Raw genomic sequence first — 20,448 nt, forward strand, 5'->3', positions numbered from 1 at the left:
AGGCTTCCCATGAGTGAAGATGCACAAGATGTAGTACTCATCGTCGAGGATGACCCCTCGATTCTGATGGTTTTGTCCGCTTACTTGTCGGGTGAGGGTTACCGGGTTCTGCAGGCCGAAAACGGCGAGCAGGCCTTCGAAATACTGGCGAGCAAGCCGCACCTGGACATGATGATCACTGACTTTCGCCTGCCTGGCGGGATCTCCGGCGTGCAGATCGCCGAGCCTGCCGTGAAGCTGCGACCGGAACTCAAAGTGATTTTTATCAGCGGCTATTCCCAGGAAATCCGCGAGACCGACAGCCCGATCACGCGCAAGGCGCCGATTCTCGACAAGCCGTTCGATCTGGATAAGTTGCAAGAGCTGATGCAGGACATGCTGTCGTAATCGACCCGCAGCCCTCGTCATGGGGGCTTTCAGATGCGGATCATCTCCCGCACCTTGGCCGTCAACAGGTCGAAGGTGAACGGCTTGGTGATCATCTGCATGCCAGGGTCAAGGAAGCCGCCGCGCACCGCCGCGTGTTCGGCATAACCGGTAATGAACAACACTTTCAGATCAGGCCGGTACTGCCGCCCGATTTCCGCCAGCTGCCGGCCGTTCATTCCAGGCAGTCCCACATCGCTGATCAACAGGTCGATGCGCTGGCCGGAGTCGAGAATCGGCACCGCGCTGTCGGCATCGCCTGCTTCGACGAACGCGTAGCCCAATTCACTCAATACCGCACTGACCAGCACGCGCACTGCCGGATCGTCTTCGACGATCAGTACGGTTTCACCGTCCTGGGCATGAGGCGCGTGGGCGATATTCACCCGTGTGTCCTCGACCACATCTCCGTTGTAGCGCGGTAGATACAGGCTCACTGTCGTGCCGTTGCCCACTTCACTCTCGATGGTCACGTGGCCATGGGACTGCTTGCTGAAACCGTAAATCATCGACAAGCCCAATCCGGTGCCCTGGCCAATCGGCTTGGTGGTGAAGAACGGATCAAAGGCCCTGTTGATGATGCCTTCCGGCATGCCGCTGCCTGTGTCGGTCACGCGTAGCACAACGTAATCACCCGGTTGCAGGTTGCTCTGGGCTTGGGTGAAGCTTTTGTCCAGATGTTGATTTGAAGTAGTGACCACCAGCTTTCCGCCTTCGGGCATGGCGTCGCGCGCGTTCAGCACCAGGTTGAGCAGGGCGCTTTCGAGCTGATTGGGGTCGGCCGCGGCCACCCACAAGTCCTCGCTCAACTGCATGTCCAGTTGAATGCTTTCGTTGATGCTGCGCTGCAAGAGTTCGCCCATGGACACCACCAGGGTGTTCATTTCCACGGGTTTGGAATCCAGCGACTGGCGGCGGGAAAACGCCAGCAGACGATGTGTCAGGCCCGCCGCGCGATTGGCGGAAGTCACCCCCAGATCGATCAGGCTGTCCAGGTCCTCGGTGCGGCCCCGGGCCAGGCGTCGACGCAGCAACTCGAGGCTGCCGATGATGCCGGTCAACATGTTGTTGAAGTCGTGGGCGATGCCGCCGGTGAGTTGGCCGACCGCTTCCATCTTCTGCGACTGCCTTAACGCTTCTTCGTTGTGGCGCAGTTGGGCGGTACGTTCCTCGACTTGTTGCTCAAGGGTTTCCAGAGTGTTTTGCAGCCGCAATTCGCTTTGGCTCAGGTCAATCAACCGGTCCCTGGCTTCATACTGTCGTCGTCGCCCACGCAACGCGGTGGTGACCAGGCTGATCAACGTCACCGGATGAAACGGGCGCTCGAGGAAGGTGACGTTACCCAATTGCGGGCCAAGGCGTGACGCGGGGTTCTGTTCCGGGCCGCCGTGGTGGGTCAGCAGCACGATCGGCAGGTCTGACCAGGCTGGTTGTTCCTCGATCAAGCCCAGCAGCGGTTCGAGATCGCAACCCAGCAAGGCTTCCGAAGAAATCACCAGCAGGCCGGCACCCAGCGCCAGCTCGCGGCACAGCGTGACCAGATCCCGGGTCACGATACCTTCGAATCCTGCTTCGTTGAGCATCATCAGCGCAATCTGGCTGTCGCGTCCCAGCGGCGCGAGAATGATCGCGCGCTCGGACATCGCCTCGACCGCATTCACCGGACATCATCCTGAAGGAGTGGCTGGCTGGCGCCCATATAGGTCGGTACGCCGCGCAATACGCCCTGGAACGCATCCAAAGGTTCACCGATGGTCATGCCCGTGCTGCCGATGCGGTATTCGCGAATGGTCGATTCGTGGCTGCCGGTGCGTTTCTTGATGATTGAAATGGCCCGGCGAACCTTGCCCAGGGCTTCGAAGTAACGCAACAGAATCACCGTGTCAGCCAGATAAGTAATGTCGACCGGCGCCTGCATGTCCCCGACCAGCCCATGTTGGGCGACCGTCATGAACGTCGCGGCGCCTCGGCGATTGAGGTACAGCAGCAACTCGTGCATGTGCAACACCAGCGCGTTTTCCTCGGGCATCGCCGCCTGATAGCCGTTGATGCTGTCGATGACCACGGTTTTGATATTGCGCTCATCGACACAACGACGAACCCGATGAGAGAACTCGCCGGGGGACAGTTCCGCGGCGTCGACTTGCTCGATCAAAAGGTTGCCGGTGTCTTGCAGCGCTTGCAGGTCGATGCCCATGTTTTTCATGCGCTCAAACAGCAATCCCAACTCTTCATCGAAGATAAACAGCGCGGCTTTTTCACCCCGGGCGACGGCGGCTGCAGCGAAGATCATCGAGATCAGCGACTTGCCGGTGCCGGCCGGGCCGAGAATCAGCGTGCTGGAACCAGTCTCGATGCCACCGCCAAGCAGGGCGTCCATTTCCTTGATGCTGCTGGTCAACTGCTGACGGACGTAACCGCCGCGGTGTTCTGCCGCGACCAGCCGAGGGAACACATGAACGCCATCGCCCATGATGGTGAAGTCGTGATAACCGCCACGGTACTTCTGGCCGCGGTACTTCACGACGCGGATACGCCGGCGTTCGGCGCCATAGTTGGGCGTCAGTTCTTCCAGGCGAACCACCCCGTGCGCCACACTGTGCACGGTTTTATCGAGGGATTCGGTGGTCAGGTCATCGAGCAACAGCACCGTGGCGTCATAGCGCACGAAGTAGTGCTTGATCGCCAGAATCTGCCGGCGATAACGCAGGGAACTCTGGGCCAGCAGACGGATTTCGGAAAGGCTGTCGAGGACCACCCGGGTCGGCTTGACCCGTTCGACCACTTCGAAAATCTGCTTGGTCGCTTCGCCCAGCTCAAGGTCCGAGGAATACAGGAGGCTTTGCTGATGCTCGGCATTGAGCAGACTTTCCGGCGGGGTCAGTTCGAAGATGTGGATGTTTTCATCCAGCTCCCAACCGTGGGACAAGGCCCCTTGGCGCAGTTCGCGCTCGGTTTCGGAAAGCGTGATGTACAACGAGCGCTCGCCGGCACGGGCGCCGGCCAACAGAAAATGCAATGCGACGGTGGTTTTGCCGGTACCGGGTTCACCCTCCAGCAAAAACACATGGCCGCGGGACAATCCACCGGCCAGGATGTCATCCAGACCTTCGATGCCGGTGGCGGCTTTTGCACTGAACAACTCGTTAGATGTAGACAAAAAAAACCCTCTCATGACTAGGGGAAGCGAGGCAGCAGGCCTGAAGTGCCTGAATGGACTGCCTGATCACTTGACCTTTTGCCGTGGCGACGGTTCAACCTTTTTGTTGGCGTAGCGGAGGGTGCTTTACAAGCCTTGTTGCAACGCCGGGTCGTCTGGGTTGAGCTGTTCCAGCTGCGCCAAAAGGATTTGCACGTTCTGCAGTTGTCCGCTTTCTTTCCAGTAATTGATCAACAGCAGCCGGGCCTTGCGATCGGCCGGGTGGCGCTGGACGATTTCCTGCAGCTGTTTTTGTGCCGCTTCCAGCTCTTGCTCACCGTGCAGTGTAGTCGCCAGATCGTAGCGATAGTCCTTGTTGTTCGGTTCGATCTCGACCGCTTTGGACAGACCGAGCAGGGCGAACTCGCTTTGCCCGTGATGCAGCAACCAGAGGCCCAAGGCATGTTGCAAGTAGGCCGAGTCGGGCTGCGCCTTCAACTGTTTCGCCAGCAACTGCCGCGCTGCGTCGCTTTGGCCCTGTCTGTCCAGGACATCAATCTGCATCACCAGCGCCGGCAGATTGCCCGGGTCCAGTTGCACCGTGCGTTCCAGCGCCTGCTGCGCCTCTTTCAGTTCGGCATTGTGCAGGTGCAGGCGGGCTAGTTGGTATTGGGTTTCGGCGCTGGCGGGTTGACTCTTCAGGACCTGTTCCCAGGCATCGATGGCTTGTTGCAGCGGTCCGAAATACAAGCCCAGGTCATCTGGCGACAGGCCCAGCAGTGCGTTGATCGCGGCAAACCGCACGCTTTGTTCGCTGTCATCGAGCAACGGTCCGATCAGCAGGCTGCGTTGCCCACTGGGCACCAGTCCGCTGATGCTTTTGATCGCTGCAATGCGCACGTCAGCCGAAGGGTTCTGCAGGTCTGCGTCTGCCAGTTTCAGTGCATGCGGGCTCGGGTAATTAGGCAGTTCGGCATGCAACCAGACACGGCGTTTGACCGACAGGTCAGGGCGACCCAGTTGCTGGTACAAAACTCGTGCGGCCCCCGGTTGCCCGGCGCGCGCCTGGGTCAACGCTTCGCTGTAGCCGCGCTTGATGGCTTCCGGCACCACGGGTGTCGTACTGCGCAGGAAAAACCAGGCAAGGGCGATGGCGAAAAGGACACAGAGGCTGATGAGGAAGTAACGGCGGGACTGGGGCATGCAGGAATCCGGGGGCTGGCGGCTTTTGCAAAGCTGTCAGCTTCGGTCAGGTAGGCGTGTGAGTCAAACCCTGACTCGGTTCAATGTCGACGATTTGGCCTACAGGTCGCGTCGACATTGAAACCCGTCTAAGCCCTGAAGCAGTGACTACGCTTGCTGGAGATGCCTCCACGAGTGTTCCCATGCAACCGCTGCTTCAGTACTTCAAGGCAATGCTCAACCCCGGGCAAGGGGTGCTGTTGTTCGCCTTGAGAACCATCACGGCCGGGCTGCTGACGTTGTACCTGGCTTTCCTGTTCGACCTTGACCAGCCCAAGTGGTCGATCATGGCAGTGGTCATCGTCAGCCAGCCATTGGGTGGCATGGCCCTGGCCCGCAGTTTCGGCCAGGTCATCGGTACCACGCTGGGTGCGGTAGTCGCGGTGTTGATCATGGCAATCTTTCCCCAGGCGCCGATGCCTTTCATTCTTACGCTGGCCTTGTGGCTGGCGCTCTGTACCGCCGGCGGCACCTTGTTGCGCTACACCAGTTCCCAAGCCTTTGTCCTCAGTGGTTACACCGCGGTCGTAGTCGCGTTGCTGGCGGTGCCTGATCAGGACGGCACGTTCCTGCTGGCCGTCACCCGTGTCACCGAGACGCTACTGGCGGTGGCCTGTGTTTGCGTCGTCAGCCTGCTGACCGCGCGCCCGGAGACGGTGGCCCGGAGTTACTTCGCCAAGATCGATCAAGTGATCAAGCTGCTCGCGACCCACGCAGCAGCGGTCATCCGGACCGAGGAGAGTGAGGGCGATTTCCACCGCAGGCAGATGCAATTGCTGGGTGAGATCAGCGCCCTTGACGGGCTGCGACGGCACTTGTATTTCGATGCGCCACGGTTGCGCAGTGCCAATGGTCTGGTGCAGTTGCTGGGCAATCAACTGGTGCTGCTGACCTCGCGGTTGACGGCGCTGCGCCACCAACGCGAACTGCTGGCCGAGCGCTGGAAGGGTGATCTGCCCGAAGAGATCCAGCTGCTGCGCGCGGAAGAACTGGCCTTTCTCGATGAGTTAGCGGTGAAGGGGCGCACCTTGTCGGCCGAAGCGCGGCACCATTTCACTGCGTTGCAACGGCGTTTCGATGACCAAGCCTACAAGGCCGAACAACTCACCGAGACGATGCCCGCCACCCTGCGTTCGCTGGCCTGGGCGTTGCGCTGGGAGCAGGCGCGGATGTTGGAGCAACTCGGGCAGATCCTGGAACTGAGCGACGCGATCCAGGACGGCCGCGAGGCCAGTTGCGTGTTCCGAGGCCAGGAGAATCCGCTGCATCTGGATTTCACGCTGGCGGCGATGAACGCGATTCGTGCATTTTCCGCGTTGCTGGTGGCCGGTCTGATCTGGATCGAGACCGCCTGGGACGGCGCCCGTGGCGGGATGATCGTGGTGGGGATTCTCTGTTCGCTGATGGCGACGTTCCCCCGGCCGTTGCTGGCCGCCCAGAGCTTTGCCAGGGGGTTGGGCCTGGCTTTGGTGGTGTCTGCGTTCTATCTGTTCATGCTGGTGCCGATGATCAGTGACTTCGAGTTACTCGCGTTGTTGCTGGTCCCCTTGCTGTATGCCGTCGCGGTAGGGCTTTCCAGCCCGGCCACCACCGGCACAGGCATTGGACTGGGCCTGACGACCATGTTGTTGCTGGGCCCGCAAAACGCAGGCGTCGGCCAAAACACCGCCATTCTGTGGTTCGAGTTTGCCGGTGCGTATATCTATGCCGCGGCGCTGGCGCTCAGTGTCTATGCGTTGATCTTTCCGTTCCGGCCGGTCTTGCGGATGCGCCGACTGTTCAACGAGAACTGCGAGCAGGTCTACGCCTTGCTGAAGACGCCAGCCACCGATGAGCAACAGTTTGCCTTTGAGAGCCGCATGGTCGATCGCCTTACCATGATGTTGGGCCTGTTGCCGGCCACCCACGACAAGCAATCCGGCGAACTGTTTGAAGTCAGTCTCGGCTGCATGGCACTGGGCGTAGCGTTGAACCAGCTCCGACAGCAGGGGCAAAGCAACACCTTGCTCAATACCGATCAACAAAACCGTTTGTTGGCCTCGGTCCGGGAGACCGGCAGGTTTGTCGCTGGGAGACCCGGTATTGACGTTGACCGGTTGCTCGGACACTTGCACACCTTGGGCGATGAAATGGACGACTTGCAGTTAGTCGTGCATGAACACTTGTGGTCAGTGTTCCGCATGCGGGTGGCGCTGCTGATCGTGGTGTCGTTTCTTGAACGTCATCGCAAACATTTTCAACCCGAAGAACCGGAAGGAGTGCCGGCCCTTGCCCATTGATCTGGAAATAGGTGGCGTCTACCTCCCGCCAATCGCCCAGGCCTTGCTGCTGGCCTTGCCGATTTTTCTGCTGCTGGACTGGATCCTCAGACGCATGGGTGTGCTGCGTTTCGTCTGGCATGAAGCCTTGTTCGAGGGTGCGTTGTACGCCTGCGTGTGCGCAACGCTGATCCTGGTCATGGGAGCCTGATGCCTTGAAGAAGATCCTTGCCCGACTCGCGACTGTTGCGGTGGTGTTGCTGGCCTTCGTGCTTGGCTGGTTCGCCTGGGAGCATTACACCCGCGCACCCTGGACCCGGGACGCTCGGGTTCGCGCCGATGTGGTGACGTTGTCCGCTGATATCTCGGGGCGTATCGTCAGATTGGGCGTGCAGGACAACCAGCATGTGGACAAAGGCCAGTTACTGCTGGAAATCGACCCCGCGCGCTACAACCTGGCGGTGGAGCATGCCAAACGCTCGGTCGAAGTGGCGAAAGCATCCCTCGGCCAGTCCGAAGCGACGATTGTCGCCAGCGGAGCATTGCTCAGGCAGCGTCAAAGCGAAGAGCGTCGACGCCGCACTCTCAAGGAGCGCGCCGCTATCTCTGGCGAAGAATGGGAAAAATCCAGCACGGACGTGGCGGTGGCCCAGGCCGAGTTGCTGCGTAATCAGGCCAACCTCGGTTTGGCTCAAGCCAATGTGCAACTCGCCATCGCTGCTTTGACGCAAGCTGAACTCGACTTGCAGCGCACCCGGGTCGAAGCGCCCGTCAGTGGTTATGTGACCAACCTGCTGACCCGGCAGGGCGACTACGCCACGGCGGGGGGCGCGTTGCTGGCATTGGTCGACAGCGATTCGTTTTATGTCAGCGGCTACTTCGAAGAAACCAAACTGCCGCGAATCAGGGAGGGCGACCGGGTCAGGATTGAATTGATGAGCGGCGAAACCTTCGGTGGCACCGTGCAGAGCATTGCTTTTGCGATTGCCGATCGGGAAAACCTGCCCGGTAACCGCCTGCTGGCCAACATCAACCCCAGTTACACCTGGGTCAAACTGGCGCAACGGGTGCCGGTGCGGATTCAGATAGATGCCGACTATGCCGCCAGGAACCGCTTGCGGGCCGGGACCACGGCCACCGTCACCATCCTGGAAAACCACAAATCTCAAGATCAACCCTAACCCTGTGGGAGCGGGCTTGCCCGCGATGACGGTCGAACATTCAACATTGATGGTGGCTGACCCACCGCAATCGCGGGCAAGCCCGCTCCCACAGGGATACGCGTTGCATTCGGAATGAGCAAAAAAAAGCCCCGCGACCGAATGAGGCGCAGGGCTAAAAAATTGGTTGGTTGCGGCCAACCAAAGGAGCTCTTTAAAAACTTACTTACTTGCTAGCGACCGTCTCTGGTTGCCAGCCACCGCCAAGGGTTTTGTAAATCGCGACAATGCCGCGATAGAGATCGGTTTCCGCCGAGGCTTGGGTATCTTCGGCCGCCAAGCGCTCACGTTGGGCATCCAGCAGGACGAGGAAGTCCACGGTGCCTTCGCGGTAGCGAATCTCGGCCAGGTCCGCGGCGGCACGGCTCGCTTCGCTTTGACGGATCAGCGAGATCAGTCGTTGCTGACGTTTGCCATAGTCGCTGAACGCGTTTTCCGACTCTTCCAGCGCAAGCAGCACTTGCTGTTCGTAAGTCGCCAGCGCGCCTTCGGCGTCGGCATCGGCGCCACGCAAACGGGCCCGCACGCTGCCCAGGTCAAACGCTGCCCAGGTAATGCTTGGGCCGAGCGCCCAGGCATTGGCCGCCGAGGAGCCGATTTGCGAACCTCGCCCGGCCGTAAAGCCAAGGAAGCCGCTAAGGCTGACCCGAGGGAACAAATCAGCCTTGGCCACACCGATACGGGCCGTGGCGGAGGCCAGTTTGCGCTCGGCGCTGAGGATGTCCGGACGACGTTGCAGCAACTCACCCGGATCACCGATCGGCAAAGCCTTGGCAATCGCCGGCAAGTCTTTTGGACTCAAGTCGACGGCCAGCTTGTCCGGACGCTCGCCCAGCAGGGTGGCGATACGGTTTTTCTGCCGAACCTGTTCGGCCTGCAATTGCGGCACGCTGGCTTCGACCGAGGCGAGGCGTGCATCGGCACGCTCCACGTCCAGTTGATCGCCGACGCCGGCATCACGCAGGCTTTCGGTGATCTTGCGCGATTCCTGCTGGTTGTTCAGGTTGGCCAGGGCAATCTTTTCCCGCAGTTGTGCACCGCGCAGTTGACCGTAGGCGTCCACCAGTTCGGCAATCATGGTGACTTGCAGTTGGTACAGATCGGCTTCGGCCGCTTGCTGCTCGGCGTCGCTGGATTCCAGGTTGCGCTGGATACGGCCAAACAGGTCCAGTTCCCAGGCCATGTCCAGGCCCAGGTCGTAGCGTTCGCTATTGACCCGTTTGGTGGTCTGGCCCGGAATCTGGCCTTTGCCCAAATCACTGCTGGCGCGGCTGGTGATGGTGGGCATGGCGTCATTGCTGACGTCATCGCGAATCGCCCGGGCCGCTTTCCAGCGGGCGAAGGCCACGCGCAGATCACGGTTGCCTTGCAGCGATTGAGTCACCAACTGGTTGAGGGTCGGATCTTCGAACTGCTGCCACCAGATGCCTTCGAAACGCGTGCGGTCGAAGTTTTTCTGACCGGCAGCGCCATCGGTGGCGGTGGTGATGTTTGCCGGTTCAGTCGCTGGAGTCTTGTAGTCAGGGCCGACGGCACAGGCACTCAGGGCCAGTACCAGAAGGCTCGGCAGGAAGGCTTTCAGGCTCATTGTTGCGCCTCCAGTTGCTTTTCCAGTTTTAGCGCCTTGGCCGCTTTGCGCTTTTCACCGCGCTCCACAAAGTTACGGATCAATACGTAGAACACTGGCGTCAGCAACAGGCCGAAGAAGGTCACCCCGAGCATCCCGGAGAACACCGCCACACCCATGGCGTGACGCATTTCGGCACCGGCACCGCTGGAGAAGACCAGAGGCACAACACCCATGATGAACGCGAAGGAGGTCATCAGGATCGGACGCAGACGCAGACGGCAGGCTTCCAGTACTGCGGCGAGCGGGCTGAGACCTTCGTCCTGCTGTTTATCCTTGGCAAACTCGACGATCAGAATCGCGTTCTTACACGCAAGTCCCACCAGTACGATCAAGCCGATCTGGGTGAAGATGTTGTTGTCGCCTCCCGAAGCAATGACACCGGTAATGGCCGACAGCAGGGTCATCGGTACGATCAGGATCACCGCCAGTGGCAGGCTCCAGCTTTCGTATTGAGCGGCGAGCACCAGGAACGCCAGCAATACGCAGAGCGGGAACACGAACAGCGCGGTGTTGCCGGACAGAATCTGCTGGTAGGTCAGGTCGGTCCATTCGTAGGTCATGCCGTTCGGAAGTTCTTCCTTGAGCAGTTTCTCGATGGCGGCCTGAGCCTGGCCGGAGCTGTAGCCCGGGGCTGCTGCACCGTTGATTTCAGCAGTGATGAAGCCGTTGTAGTGCATCACGCGGTCCGGCCCCGAGGTGTCGCTGACCTTGATGAAGGTCGCCAGCGGGATCATCTCGCCCTTGTTGTTACGCACTTTCAGCTGACCGATCTGGTCCGGCTCGAGACGGAACTGCTGTTCAGCCTGAACGTTGACCTGATAGGTGCGACCGAAGCGGTTGAAGTCGTTGGCATACAGCGAACCCAGGTAGATCTGCAGGGTGTCGAAGATGTCGCTGACAGCCACGCCGTGGGTCTTGGCTTTTTCCCGGTCGATGGCAGCATCGACCTGCGGCACGTTCACGGTGTAGCTGGTGAACAGGGCGGCCAGTTCCGGCACGTTGTGGCTCTTGGTGATGATGTTCATGGTTTCTTTGTACAGCTCGTCGTAGCCCAGGTTGCCCCGGTCTTCGATCTGCAGGCGGAAACCACCGATGGTCCCCAGGCCTTGTACCGGCGGCGGCGGGAAGATCGCCATGTAGGCTTCTTGAATCCCGGCGAACTGGCCGTTCAATGCACCGGCAATCGCACCGGCGGACATGCTCGGGTCTTTGCGCTCGTCGAACGGTTTCAGGGTCACAAACACGATGCCGGCGTTAGGGCTGTTGGTGAAACCGTTGATCGACAGGCCCGGGAAGGCCACCGCACTTTCCACACCCGGCTGTTTCAGGGCCAGGTCGGACATGCGCTTGATCACATCTTCGGTACGGTCCAGGCTCGAGGCGTCCGGCAGTTGCGCGAAGGCCACCAGGTATTGCTTGTCCTGGCCGGGTACGAAACCGGTCGGGGTGTGGGCGAAACCGAAGAAGGTCAGCACCATCAGGCCTGCGTACAGCAGCAGGGCGATACCGCTGCTGCGGATAACCCGCGCTACGGTGCCGACATAGCCATGGCTGGCGCGTTCGAAGAACCGGTTGAACGGACGGAACAGCCAGCCGCCCAGTAGTTTATCAAGCACTTTGGTAAAGCGATCTTTCGGCGCACTGTGGCTCTTGAGCAGCACGGCGGCCAGGGCAGGGGACAGAGTCAGCGAGTTGAACGCCGAGATCACGGTCGAGATGGCAATGGTCAGGGCAAACTGTTTGTAGAACTGGCCGGTGAGTCCGGAAATGAACGCCGCCGGGATAAATACCGCACACAGCACCAGCGCCGTCGCGATGATCGGCCCGGTCACCTCTCGCATGGCTTTCTTGGTGGCTTCGACGGGCGTTTCTCCCAGCTCGATGTGCCTTTCCACGTTCTCCACCACCACGATGGCGTCGTCCACCACGATACCGATGGCCAGTACCAATCCGAACAGCGACAGGGCGTTCAGCGAGAAGCCGAACAAGTGCATCACCGCAAATGTACCGATCAGCGAAACCGGCACCGCCACCAAGGGAATGATCGAGGCACGCCAGGTTTGCAGGAACAGAATCACTACCAGAACAACGAGGATCAGCGCTTCGAAGAGGGTGTGGACCACCGCCTCGATGGAGCCGCGCACGAAGATCGTCGGGTCATAGACGATGCTGAAATCCATGCCTTCCGGGAAGTTCCTCTTCAGCTCGGCCATTTTGTCGCGAACTTCGTTGGAGATCTCGATCGCGTTGGAACCAGGGCGCTGGAAGATCGGGATCGCCACCGCCGGCTGGTTGTTCAGCAGCGAGCGCAAGGCGTATTGGCTGGACCCCAGTTCAACGCGAGCGATGTCTTTCAGACGCGTGATTTCACCGTTGTCGCCGGAGCGAATGATGATGTTCTCGAACTCTTCTTCAGAAACCAGACGGCCCTGAGTGTTGACCGACAGCTGGAACGCAGTGGCATTCGGTGCAGGCGGTGCACCCAGTGCACCGGCAGCGACCTGACGGTTCTGTTCACGAATCGCGGTTACCACATCGGTGGCAGTCAGGTTACGCGAAGCGGTCTTGTTCGGATCGAGCCAGACCCGCAGCGAGTAGTCGCCCATGCCGAACAGTTGCACGTCACCGACACCGCCCAGACGCGCCAGCTCATCCTTGATGTTGAGCAAGGCGTAGTTGGACAGGTAGAGCATGTCGTAACGTTTGTCCGGGGAGGTCAAGTGCACAACCATGGTCAGGTCGGGCGACGCCTTGTCGACGGTGATACCGATGCGCGTCACTTCTTCTGGAAGTTTTGGCTCAGTCCGGGTCACGCGGTTCTGAACCTGTACCTGCGCGTTGTCCAGGTCGGTGCCCAGGGCAAAGGTGATGGTCAGGGTGATCTTGCCGTCAGCGGTGGATTGCGAGGACATGTACAGCATGTTCTCGACGCCGGTGATGGCTTGCTCCAAAGGAGCGGCCACGGTTTCACCGATGACTTTCGGGTTGGCGCCCGGGAAGTTGGCACGGACCACAACGGTCGGTGGCACCACTTCCGGGTATTCGCTGATCGGCAACTGGAACAGCGAGATGGCGCCGGCGATCAGGATCAGCAGCGAAAGCACCGCTGCGAAGATCGGCCGTGAGATGAAGAATTGGGAAAAATTCATCGGAGTTGTCGTCCCTTAACCGCGTGGAGTCGCAGCAGCCAGTTTCACAACCGAACCCGGCGCGACCTTGGCAGGTGCGACTTGGGGCAGGTTGCTGGCTTCCAGCGCTTGTCGTTGTTGTGCGAGTGCCGCGAGGGTTTGTTCGCTGGCCATCGGGATCACTTCAGGGGTGACCGGTGAGCCAGGGCGAACCCGTTGCAGCCCCTTGACGATGACGGTGTCATCCTTGTTCAGGCCGCTGCGCACGATGCGCAAACCTTCGATCTTCGGACCGAGCTCGACCGAGCGATAAACCGTCTTGTTGTCGGCATCCATCACCAGCACGAACTTTTTACCCAGATCGGTACCGACCGCTTCGTCGTTGATCAGCACGGCGGAGTAGGTGCCGCTACCGACCAGTTTCAGGCGAGCATACAAGCCAGGGGTGTACTGGCCGTCGGCGTTATCGAAGACCGCGCGGCCGCGGATGGTGCCGGTTTTCGGGTTGACCTGGTTGTCGACGAAGTTCATCACACCCTGGTGCGGGTTGCCGTCTTCGTTGGACAGACCGAGGTAAACCGGGGTGGTTGCACCGCGTTTGCCCTGACGCGCGAGCTGGGTGTATTTGAGGAACACGCGTTCGTCAGCGTCGAAGTAGGCGTAGACCTTGTCAGTGGAAACGACGCTGGTCAGCGCGGTGGTATCGGCGGTCACCAGGTTGCCGGCGGTGATTTCCGCACGGCTGACGCGACCACTGATGGGCGCGGTGACACGGGTGAAGCTCAGGTTCAGTTTGGCCAGGTCCAGTTGCGCCTGGAGGGCACCGACGGCGGCGCGGGCTTCTTGGGAAGCGCTGGTGCGCGAGTCAGCGAGTTCCGCGGAGATGGCGTTGCTCGCACGCAAGCGTTCACCGCGCTGGGCTTCGTTTTCGCTGCGAGTAGCGTTGGCGCGACCTTGGGCAACCAGTGCTTCGAGGCGGCGAACCTCAGCCTGGAAAGGGCGTGGGTCAATCTGGAACAGCAAGTCACCTTTCTTGACCAGTGCGCCTTCAGTGAAGGCCACTTCATCAATCTGGCCGGAGACCCGTGGACGAATTTCTACGGTTTCTGGCGCTTCAAGGCGTCCTGTGAATTCGTCCCACTCGTTGACCGGTTGTTCCAGCACCTTGGCGACACTGACTTTCGCCGCAGGCATGGTAGCGGCAGACTCCGGAGCCTTGCCGCAGGCGCTCATCACCAGTACGGCCAACATGGCCAATGGGAAGCGCAAATGTTTGAGTGACTGTTCCATGGATGCATCCGCCAATGTATTGAGATGGGCGGATGATGAGCGGCGGGGTGGTAGGGCACGAATCGAATGAAGCGAAGGTAACTATCATTCGGAATGATATAAGTCTGATGCCAGCCCTCTAGCATGCGCCTTACATTCGATGGGGATCAATTGGCTTGATGACAATTCTGTGTTGCGGGGAACGCAAAGAGCAATCTTGGAGACCGAGGTGCGGCCTTCGCGGGCAAGCCCGCTCCCACAGGGAATTGTGGTGCTAATTAAATCCCTGCAGGGGCGAGGCTTGCCCGCGAAGAGGCCATCAGCCCCCACAAAAGATCAGCATCACGCCAGGCTATCTGGATCCCCGAAGAACATCTGAATCCTGGACCGCAACCAACGCTCACCCGGGTCATTGTCCTGCGACCCACGCCAAGCCATGTGCAATTCAAAGCTGCGCACCGGCAACGGCGGGTCTTCAGCCCGCACACCGCCAGCCGCTGTCAAAGCATCGGCGGTGTAATCCGGCACCGTCGCGACAATATCGGTGCCGCTGAGGAGAGTGCTTAGCCCGTTGAACTGCGGCACTGCAAGCACCACATGACGCTTGCGACCGAGCTTTTCCAGTTCTTCATCTATAAAGCCGCTCAGGTCGCCGGCAAAGGACACCAACGCATGGGGACGGGCGCAGAAGTCATCCAGGCTCAACGGCCCCGGTACCGTGTCGGCACGCAGCAGCTTCGGCATGCTGCGGCGCAGCACTTTGCGCTTGGCGTTGGCCGGCAGGTCGGCGGTGTAGCTGACGCCGATGGAAATCTCGCCCGAGGCCAAGAGGCTCGGCATCAGGATGTAGTTGGCCCGGCGCACCACCAGCACGATACCCGGCGATTCGGCACGCAGACGCTTGAGGAGCATCGGCAATAGCGCGAACTCGACATCGTCCGACAGGCCGATGCGGAACACCGCCGTACTGGTCGCCGGATCGAATTCCGCCGCACGGCTGACGGCGGTAGAGATCGAATCCAGGGCCGGGGAGAGCAGGGCGAAGATTTCCACCGCGCGAGCGGACGGCTCCATGCTGCGCCCGGTGCGCACGAATAAAGGATCATCGAACAGCCCGCGCAGGCGCGACAGCGCCGCACTGATGGCCGGCTGGCCGAGGAACAATTTCTCCGCAGCACGGGTCACACTGCGTTCGTGCATCAATGTTTCAAAAACGATCAACAGGTTCAGGTCGACACGACGCAGGTCATTACGATTCATCTGGAGTCCTGGCAGAGTCATCAAGCTTGACGAGAGCGGCCATATGAGAACAATGGCCGGCATGAATATTACGGGGAAAGGCTGCTACTCTGCACCGAATAATTCAGTTTTCCTGGAACGGATCCTCCAGATTTTCAAGACAACCGTTGATCCAACGGATGCTGCGGAATCAATGACAGGCATGTCGACTATTAATAGCCACTGATAGTCTTGGGTAGAAAGCCCAGATAGAGTTCAGGGCATTAGAGGTTTCTTTGACGAGGTTTGCGATGTCACGCACGATCCGTTTTCACAAGTTTGGTCCAGCCGAGGTGCTCAAATGCGAAGAGCATGCGGCCGCTCTCCCTGCGCCGGGCGAAGTGCAGGTGCGCGTCGAGGCGATTGGCATCAGCTGGTACGACATTCTCTGGCGCCAGAACCTGGCCTCATCCCACGCTCGTCTGCCTTCTGGCCTTGGCCATGAAATGTCTGGCGTTGTGACCGCGGTCGGCGAGGGCGTCGATGATCTGGAAGTCGGTGACAAGGTCGCCAGCTTCCCGGCTGAAAGCCCGAACGACTACCCGGTTTACGGCGAGCAGATCGTTCTGCCTCGCTCGGCACTGACCCGTTATCCGGACGTGCTCAGCCCGATTGAAGCTGCCGTGCATTACACGCCGCTGCTGATTGCCTACTTCGCTTATGTCGACTTGGCACGGGTCAAGCCTGGCCAGTTCGCTTTGGTGACTGATGCCAGTCACTGTGCCGGTCCTTCGTTTGTGCAACTGGGCAAGGCATTGGGTGTGCGGGTAATTGCCGCCACCAAGACCGCTGAAGAACGTGAATACCTGCTGTCGCTGGGTGCCGAAAAAGTAATCGTCACTGAGGAAGAAGATCTGCTTATGCGGATCAACAAAATCACCGACAACCGCGGCGTGGACGTGGTGTTCGATGGCCTCGGCGGTCCGCAGATGTCACTGCTCGGTGATGTGCTCGCGCCTCGTGGCAGCCTGGTGTTGTACGGTCTGCAAGGCGGTAACCAGACACCGTTCCCGGCCTGCGCAGCGTTCCAGAAGAACATTCAGTTCTTCGTTCACTGCATCGGCAACTTCACCGGCAAGCCGGAACTGGGCATCATCCAGGACCAGGTCGCACTGCAACGTGCCTTGCGCGACATCAACCAGCTGACCGCCGACCGCGTGCTGCTGCCACTCAAGACTCGGGTCTTCCCGTTTTCCGAGTTTGTCGAGGCTCATCGCTACATGGACGAATGCCCGTGTCGCGAACGGGTCGCCCTGCAGGTCGAGCCGGCCTGACGTTCCTGAAAAAAGTCCGTGCTTGCACGGACTTTTGCATTGCCCCTCCGAAAATTCGAGACGTCCAGTCAATCTGCGACGAAACCGTTCAGCAACTGAACTGGTTTTTGCTCTCAATCTGTATCTTCTAATCACCTTATAAGCCCCGATAATTGAATGATTACTTTCATCTCAAGGAATGAGCTATGGCTGGGTATTGGATAGATACTTTTCATTGCGCTCCGGTAATACAAACTCAACAAATAGCGCGTTATCGATCATTTGCCGAAAAATTAATGACGACTTCTTTCTTTATTTCTCGTGCTACATGTCTGTGGGACTCTGTCGGATATTTCCTAGGACTCATCATTCAGTCGCAGGGTGCTTGCTCTGTGGGGCTTTGCAGCCATCGCAAACGAGTGGCGGCATAAGTAAGCTCGATTCATTTCAAATAATTACAGAAAACTAAGTGTTAGGATTTGATATCAAGCCCAGCACTTTAATCATGACAGGCAGCCGTTTGCGCAATGCATACAGTTGTTTGCGTGACATCGAACCTATGCGTAACAGGTAAACAATGATGACCCATACCCATGAACAGGCAATGAACTATGTTTATCAGCAAGTATTGCAGCGATTGCTGAGTTTTTTCTCTCGCGCCGAACGCACGGCATTGCAGCTGATGATTCAGCGTTTGGTGGTCGCGGCTGGGGGAATAGAGCGTATCGGAGAATACAAGGTGTTGGCGATCCAGTCCGGGGCCCGCGACAGTTGTTACACGCTTGCATTGCTGCGTGCCGCGCAACTGAGCATCGCCGGCCGAGCCCCTGCAACCTTCAAGCTGCGCGTGGCGACTTTGCGCACGAACGGAGCAAGCTCGACGGCCCTTGAAAACATCCATCGCAGTTTCAGCGCGTTGTTTCTCTACGACGATCCTCGGGTCGAAGTGGTGATGGTCGATAATCGTGAAGTCCTGCCATTCAATCATCTGGCGTCCGTCTCCGAGGCGGGCCGCGAGTCAAATCGCCTCAATCTGCTGATGGTTGGCCACCGAAGAGCCTGGACCGGGCCGCTCGATCTATGGGATGACGGGTACCTGGCAACCGGCGAGTTTTATGGGCAGATCTCTCGTTGGGATCGGGGCGTCGATGCATTGGTCAGCAGCGATACACCTCGTCAGCAAAAGCAGTTCATGGATGGGTTGGACCGTGCAGCGCAAAAGGCCGGTCTCAAGGCATCGAGTTACCCTGAATCCGGGTACGAAGAGCTTTTCGCGCGAGTGGATGAACTGGGCGGCGATTGCTATCGCGAGTTCTATGCCGGACATGGCCACGCCCAGTGGCGTCCGGCCGAATGTTTTGAGGCCTGTAGGCGCACGACCTTCATCGATATTCACGACATGCTGGTCAGCAACCTGGAAGATCGCTGGCCACTGCTCACCGATTTCCTTGGTTTTCAACCTGACGAACTGGCGGTCCAGCTCAGTGATAACGAATTCGTCAGCCTGTCGATTTTCGCGCACGTTCGGGGGCTGGAGGCTTGTTATGTTCACGGTCGCACGTATGAAGCGGGCGTTGCCGAATACGTGCAGCGGACCTTGGTGATGATGCGTCGCAAACAACTTCCCGAGCGCTTTTGCGAGCAGGCTCTGGAGAAGTTCAGCAATCCGACGACAATGTCTGACCAGCGAGCACGGGCATCAACCGAGGCCCAGAAAAACCTCGGTTTGAGCGAGGCTCAGCTCGTGTGTTTGCTGTTCGCACCCTTTGTCGAGAATGGCGCCTCGCTTGAGCGCTTTTTGCGCCAATGTCATCCCGGCATGCTTGTGGCGTTGCCCGACCTGCACCGGGCGATGCAGGGCAAGCCGGCACCCGAGCAGGTTCTGCAATGGATGGCCGACGTCAGCGGGCTGCCCGTCACTCTGATCGGCACGCTTTACCGCATGGGACCGGTGGCCCGGGGTGAGGTGCCTGGCCCTCAAGTCGGCGATACGCAAGTGCAAGCATTGGACATCGACGCGAGTACAGCTGCGAGTGGCGAACGGTCAACGGGGCATTGAGAGTGCCGGATTTTACCGCGTTCATCCGCAAGCGCCCCGTGCGTAGCGTGTTCGGTCGTTACCCATGAAAGGACCACGCGAAACCGACTTCGCCTATCAGGCGGTCTACCGTTACCTGACTAACCTCATCAACGAACCGGTCAGCGACACGCGGGTCCGCCTCCCTTCACTGCGGCAGTTGGCAGACCGATTGAGCGTGTCGATTTCGACCATCCAGTACGCCTATTCGCTACTGGAAAAGGAAGGCCGAGTGTACTCGGTCGCCAAATCCGGTTATTACGCATTGCCGGTGTCGTCCATTCGCCCGCTCAGCAGCGGCAATGACCTGCTCGAAACGGTCTATGTGAATGCCAGACGTCCGGGAATGCTGGTGTTGAGCGCGGATGAACCGGCGTTGCTGCAGCCCCTGGACAGCCCGTTACTGCTCCTCGAAAGAGAACTGCTGCGTCAATACCCGCGCCAGCCGCAAACGACTTCACAACCTTGCGGTGAACTGGAACTGCGCGCCGCCCTGGCCGCACGATATACCTCCTCTCCGGCACGCTGCTGGCACGCCGATGACGTCTATATCGGCGCCGATTTGCGTGGCGTCCTGGAGATACTGATCGCCGTGCTGTGTCTCAAAGACGCCACGGTCGTCGTCGAATCACCCTGCGACTGGACGATTTTGCGTTTGCTTCAGGACGCTGACGTTCAGGTCATCGAGCTCCCCCTGCTAAGCAATGGCAGCCTGGACCTTGAGCAGCTGACGCAATTGCTGGAGACCGAGCCGGTTCGGCTGGTCATGCTTTCATCCGGCCTCAACATGCCACGCGGTAGCGTGGCTCCTCAGAGCAACAGGCAGGCAGCCGCTCAGTTGCTGGAGCGTCATGGCAGCTGGGTGCTGGAGAACGACTGTTACGGCGAACTCGAATTCGAGTCCGACGGACTGCGGTTTCGCGATCTGCTGAACCCGGATCGGCTGATCGTCTTCTCCACCTTCGAAAAATCCATCGGGCCGGAGGCGCCTTATGGCTTTGTGCTCTCGCGGCAATTGAGCGTCGAACTGCAGCGGCACTTCTTGTTGCGCTCATTCCGCTTGTCGCCGATTCGCCAGAAAGCCATCGCACGGCTATACAGCAATGGGCGAATCGATCAGCACTTGCTGGTCCTGCGGCGGCTGCTCAAGGACCGCAAGGCGCACATGACCCAGCTGTTGCAGGAACGTCTGGGTGATGCCTTGCACTTCGTCGACCCCGTAGGTGGTGCGACGATCTGGGTGCGGTCTTTGCGTCAGGTCGATGTACGTCGGGTGTTTCAGCGTCTGCTCAAGCATCAGGTGGTGATTGCGCCGGGGGAACTGTTCAGCCTCCACGGATTGCACGCGCAACACTTGCGCCTGAGTCATACCTTCGGCGGCGACCACGACCTCCCGGCGGTCATGGGTTTGCTGGGCGATGCGTTGCGCCTGGAGTCCATTGACTGACCAGGGCCGGGGCGCGTTGGTGATTGATAACATTTCGCCCGGGATCGATAACGTCGCGCTGCGGTCAAACTGCCAGTAAAC

The 20,448-nt window shown here is 59.4% G+C and carries 14 protein-coding genes; 7 read left to right on the forward strand and 7 right to left on the reverse strand.

Going from position 1 to position 20,448, the window contains the following annotated elements; translation table 11 throughout:
- The first annotated feature begins 9 nt into the window (after nt 1-9).
- Complete coding sequence (locus DJ564_RS15655) at nt 10-387, forward strand: response regulator (RefSeq protein WP_109631038.1); 378 nt, start codon at nt 10-12, stop codon at nt 385-387.
- 29 nt (nt 388-416) lie between these two features.
- Here DJ564_RS15655 and DJ564_RS15660 read toward each other — a convergent pair whose 3' ends face one another.
- The 3 genes from DJ564_RS15660 to DJ564_RS15670 form a co-directional block, all read right to left on the reverse strand.
- The gene (locus tag DJ564_RS15660; RefSeq protein ID WP_371922080.1) at nt 417-2,069 is read right to left on the reverse strand and encodes an ATP-binding protein; all 1,653 of its coding nucleotides are present in this window, start codon (nt 2,067-2,069) and stop codon (nt 417-419) included.
- A 14-nt stretch (nt 2,070-2,083) separates the two neighbouring features.
- The gene (locus DJ564_RS15665) at nt 2,084-3,586 is read right to left on the reverse strand and encodes an ATPase domain-containing protein (protein WP_109631044.1); all 1,503 of its coding nucleotides are present in this window, start codon (nt 3,584-3,586) and stop codon (nt 2,084-2,086) included.
- Nucleotides 3,587-3,712: 126 nt separating this feature from the next.
- Nucleotides 3,713-4,768, reverse strand: coding sequence for a tetratricopeptide repeat protein (locus DJ564_RS15670; RefSeq protein WP_109631048.1), 1,056 nt, complete (start codon nt 4,766-4,768; stop codon nt 3,713-3,715).
- Nucleotides 4,769-4,950: 182 nt separating this feature from the next.
- On the opposite strand from DJ564_RS15670, the gene DJ564_RS15675 reads away from it, so the two are divergent.
- From DJ564_RS15675 to DJ564_RS15685, 3 genes are read left to right on the forward strand one after another with little or no spacing between them, the layout of a single operon-like run.
- Nucleotides 4,951-7,086 (forward strand): FUSC family protein, encoded by a 2,136-nt coding sequence (locus DJ564_RS15675; protein ID WP_109631051.1) that lies wholly within the window; start codon nt 4,951-4,953, stop codon nt 7,084-7,086.
- Nucleotides 7,076-7,276, forward strand: a complete 201-nt coding sequence (locus DJ564_RS15680) for a DUF1656 domain-containing protein (protein WP_109631054.1) — start codon at nt 7,076-7,078, stop codon at nt 7,274-7,276. The genes DJ564_RS15675 and DJ564_RS15680 overlap by 11 nt, the downstream gene beginning before the upstream one ends.
- 4 nt (nt 7,277-7,280) lie before the next feature.
- Nucleotides 7,281-8,246, forward strand: a complete 966-nt coding sequence (locus DJ564_RS15685) for an HlyD family secretion protein (RefSeq protein WP_109631057.1) — start codon at nt 7,281-7,283, stop codon at nt 8,244-8,246.
- Between the two features lie 205 nt (nt 8,247-8,451).
- Here the strand turns inward: DJ564_RS15685 and DJ564_RS15690 are convergent, their stop codons facing one another.
- From DJ564_RS15690 to DJ564_RS15705, 4 genes are all read right to left on the reverse strand, one after another.
- Nucleotides 8,452-9,873 (reverse strand): efflux transporter outer membrane subunit, encoded by a 1,422-nt coding sequence (locus DJ564_RS15690; RefSeq protein WP_109631059.1) that lies wholly within the window; start codon nt 9,871-9,873, stop codon nt 8,452-8,454.
- Nucleotides 9,870-13,064, reverse strand: coding sequence for an efflux RND transporter permease subunit (locus DJ564_RS15695; protein ID WP_109631062.1), 3,195 nt, complete (start codon nt 13,062-13,064; stop codon nt 9,870-9,872). Before DJ564_RS15695 ends, DJ564_RS15690 begins: the two co-directional genes overlap by 4 nt.
- A 15-nt stretch (nt 13,065-13,079) precedes the next feature.
- Nucleotides 13,080-14,333: a multidrug efflux RND transporter periplasmic adaptor subunit MexE gene (mexE, locus tag DJ564_RS15700; RefSeq protein ID WP_109631065.1), complete on the reverse strand. Its 1,254-nt coding sequence runs from the start codon at nt 14,331-14,333 to the stop codon at nt 13,080-13,082.
- 321 nt (nt 14,334-14,654) lie between these two features.
- Nucleotides 14,655-15,572 carry a LysR family transcriptional regulator gene (locus DJ564_RS15705; protein ID WP_008026287.1) on the reverse strand — a complete coding sequence of 306 codons (918 nt, stop codon included), beginning with the start codon at nt 15,570-15,572 and terminating at the stop codon, nt 14,655-14,657.
- Nucleotides 15,573-15,841: 269 nt separating this feature from the next.
- Between DJ564_RS15705 and DJ564_RS15710 the strand changes: the two genes are divergently transcribed.
- The 3 genes from DJ564_RS15710 (at nt 15,842) to DJ564_RS15720 (ending at nt 20,367) form a co-directional block, all read left to right on the forward strand.
- Nucleotides 15,842-16,864, forward strand: a complete 1,023-nt coding sequence (locus DJ564_RS15710) for a zinc-dependent alcohol dehydrogenase family protein (protein WP_109631067.1) — start codon at nt 15,842-15,844, stop codon at nt 16,862-16,864.
- Between the two features lie 559 nt (nt 16,865-17,423).
- Nucleotides 17,424-18,902 (forward strand): hypothetical protein, encoded by a 1,479-nt coding sequence (locus tag DJ564_RS15715; protein WP_109631070.1) that lies wholly within the window; start codon nt 17,424-17,426, stop codon nt 18,900-18,902.
- A gap of 64 nt (nt 18,903-18,966) precedes the next feature.
- Nucleotides 18,967-20,367: a PLP-dependent aminotransferase family protein gene (locus DJ564_RS15720; protein ID WP_109631073.1), complete on the forward strand. Its 1,401-nt coding sequence runs from the start codon at nt 18,967-18,969 to the stop codon at nt 20,365-20,367.
- The last annotated feature ends 81 nt before the right edge of the window (nt 20,368-20,448 follow it).

It is taken from the genome of Pseudomonas sp. 31-12, from assembly GCF_003151075.1.
GTDB lineage: Bacteria > Pseudomonadota > Gammaproteobacteria > Pseudomonadales > Pseudomonadaceae > Aquipseudomonas.

Bases quoted from the DNA above. Each gene is read 5' to 3' on its own strand.
- DJ564_RS15675 (WP_109631051.1), top strand. From the start codon at position 4,951: ATGCAACCGCTGCTTCAGTACTTCAAGGCAATGCTCAACCCCGGGCAA.
- DJ564_RS15670 (WP_109631048.1), bottom strand. From the start codon at position 4,768: ATGCCCCAGTCCCGCCGTTACTTCCTCATCAGCCTCTGTGTCCTTTTC.
- DJ564_RS15715 (WP_109631070.1), top strand. From the start codon at position 17,424: ATGACCCATACCCATGAACAGGCAATGAACTATGTTTATCAGCAAGTA.
- DJ564_RS15660 (WP_371922080.1), bottom strand. From the start codon at position 2,069: ATGTCCGAGCGCGCGATCATTCTCGCGCCGCTGGGACGCGACAGCCAG.
- DJ564_RS15690 (WP_109631059.1), bottom strand. From the start codon at position 9,873: ATGAGCCTGAAAGCCTTCCTGCCGAGCCTTCTGGTACTGGCCCTGAGT.
- DJ564_RS15695 (WP_109631062.1), bottom strand. From the start codon at position 13,064: ATGAATTTTTCCCAATTCTTCATCTCACGGCCGATCTTCGCAGCGGTG.
- DJ564_RS15720 (WP_109631073.1), top strand. From the start codon at position 18,967: ATGAAAGGACCACGCGAAACCGACTTCGCCTATCAGGCGGTCTACCGT.
- DJ564_RS15710 (WP_109631067.1), top strand. From the start codon at position 15,842: ATGTCACGCACGATCCGTTTTCACAAGTTTGGTCCAGCCGAGGTGCTC.
- DJ564_RS15655 (WP_109631038.1), top strand. From the start codon at position 10: ATGAGTGAAGATGCACAAGATGTAGTACTCATCGTCGAGGATGACCCC.
- DJ564_RS15705 (WP_008026287.1), bottom strand. From the start codon at position 15,572: ATGAATCGTAATGACCTGCGTCGTGTCGACCTGAACCTGTTGATCGTT.
- mexE (WP_109631065.1), bottom strand. From the start codon at position 14,333: ATGGAACAGTCACTCAAACATTTGCGCTTCCCATTGGCCATGTTGGCC.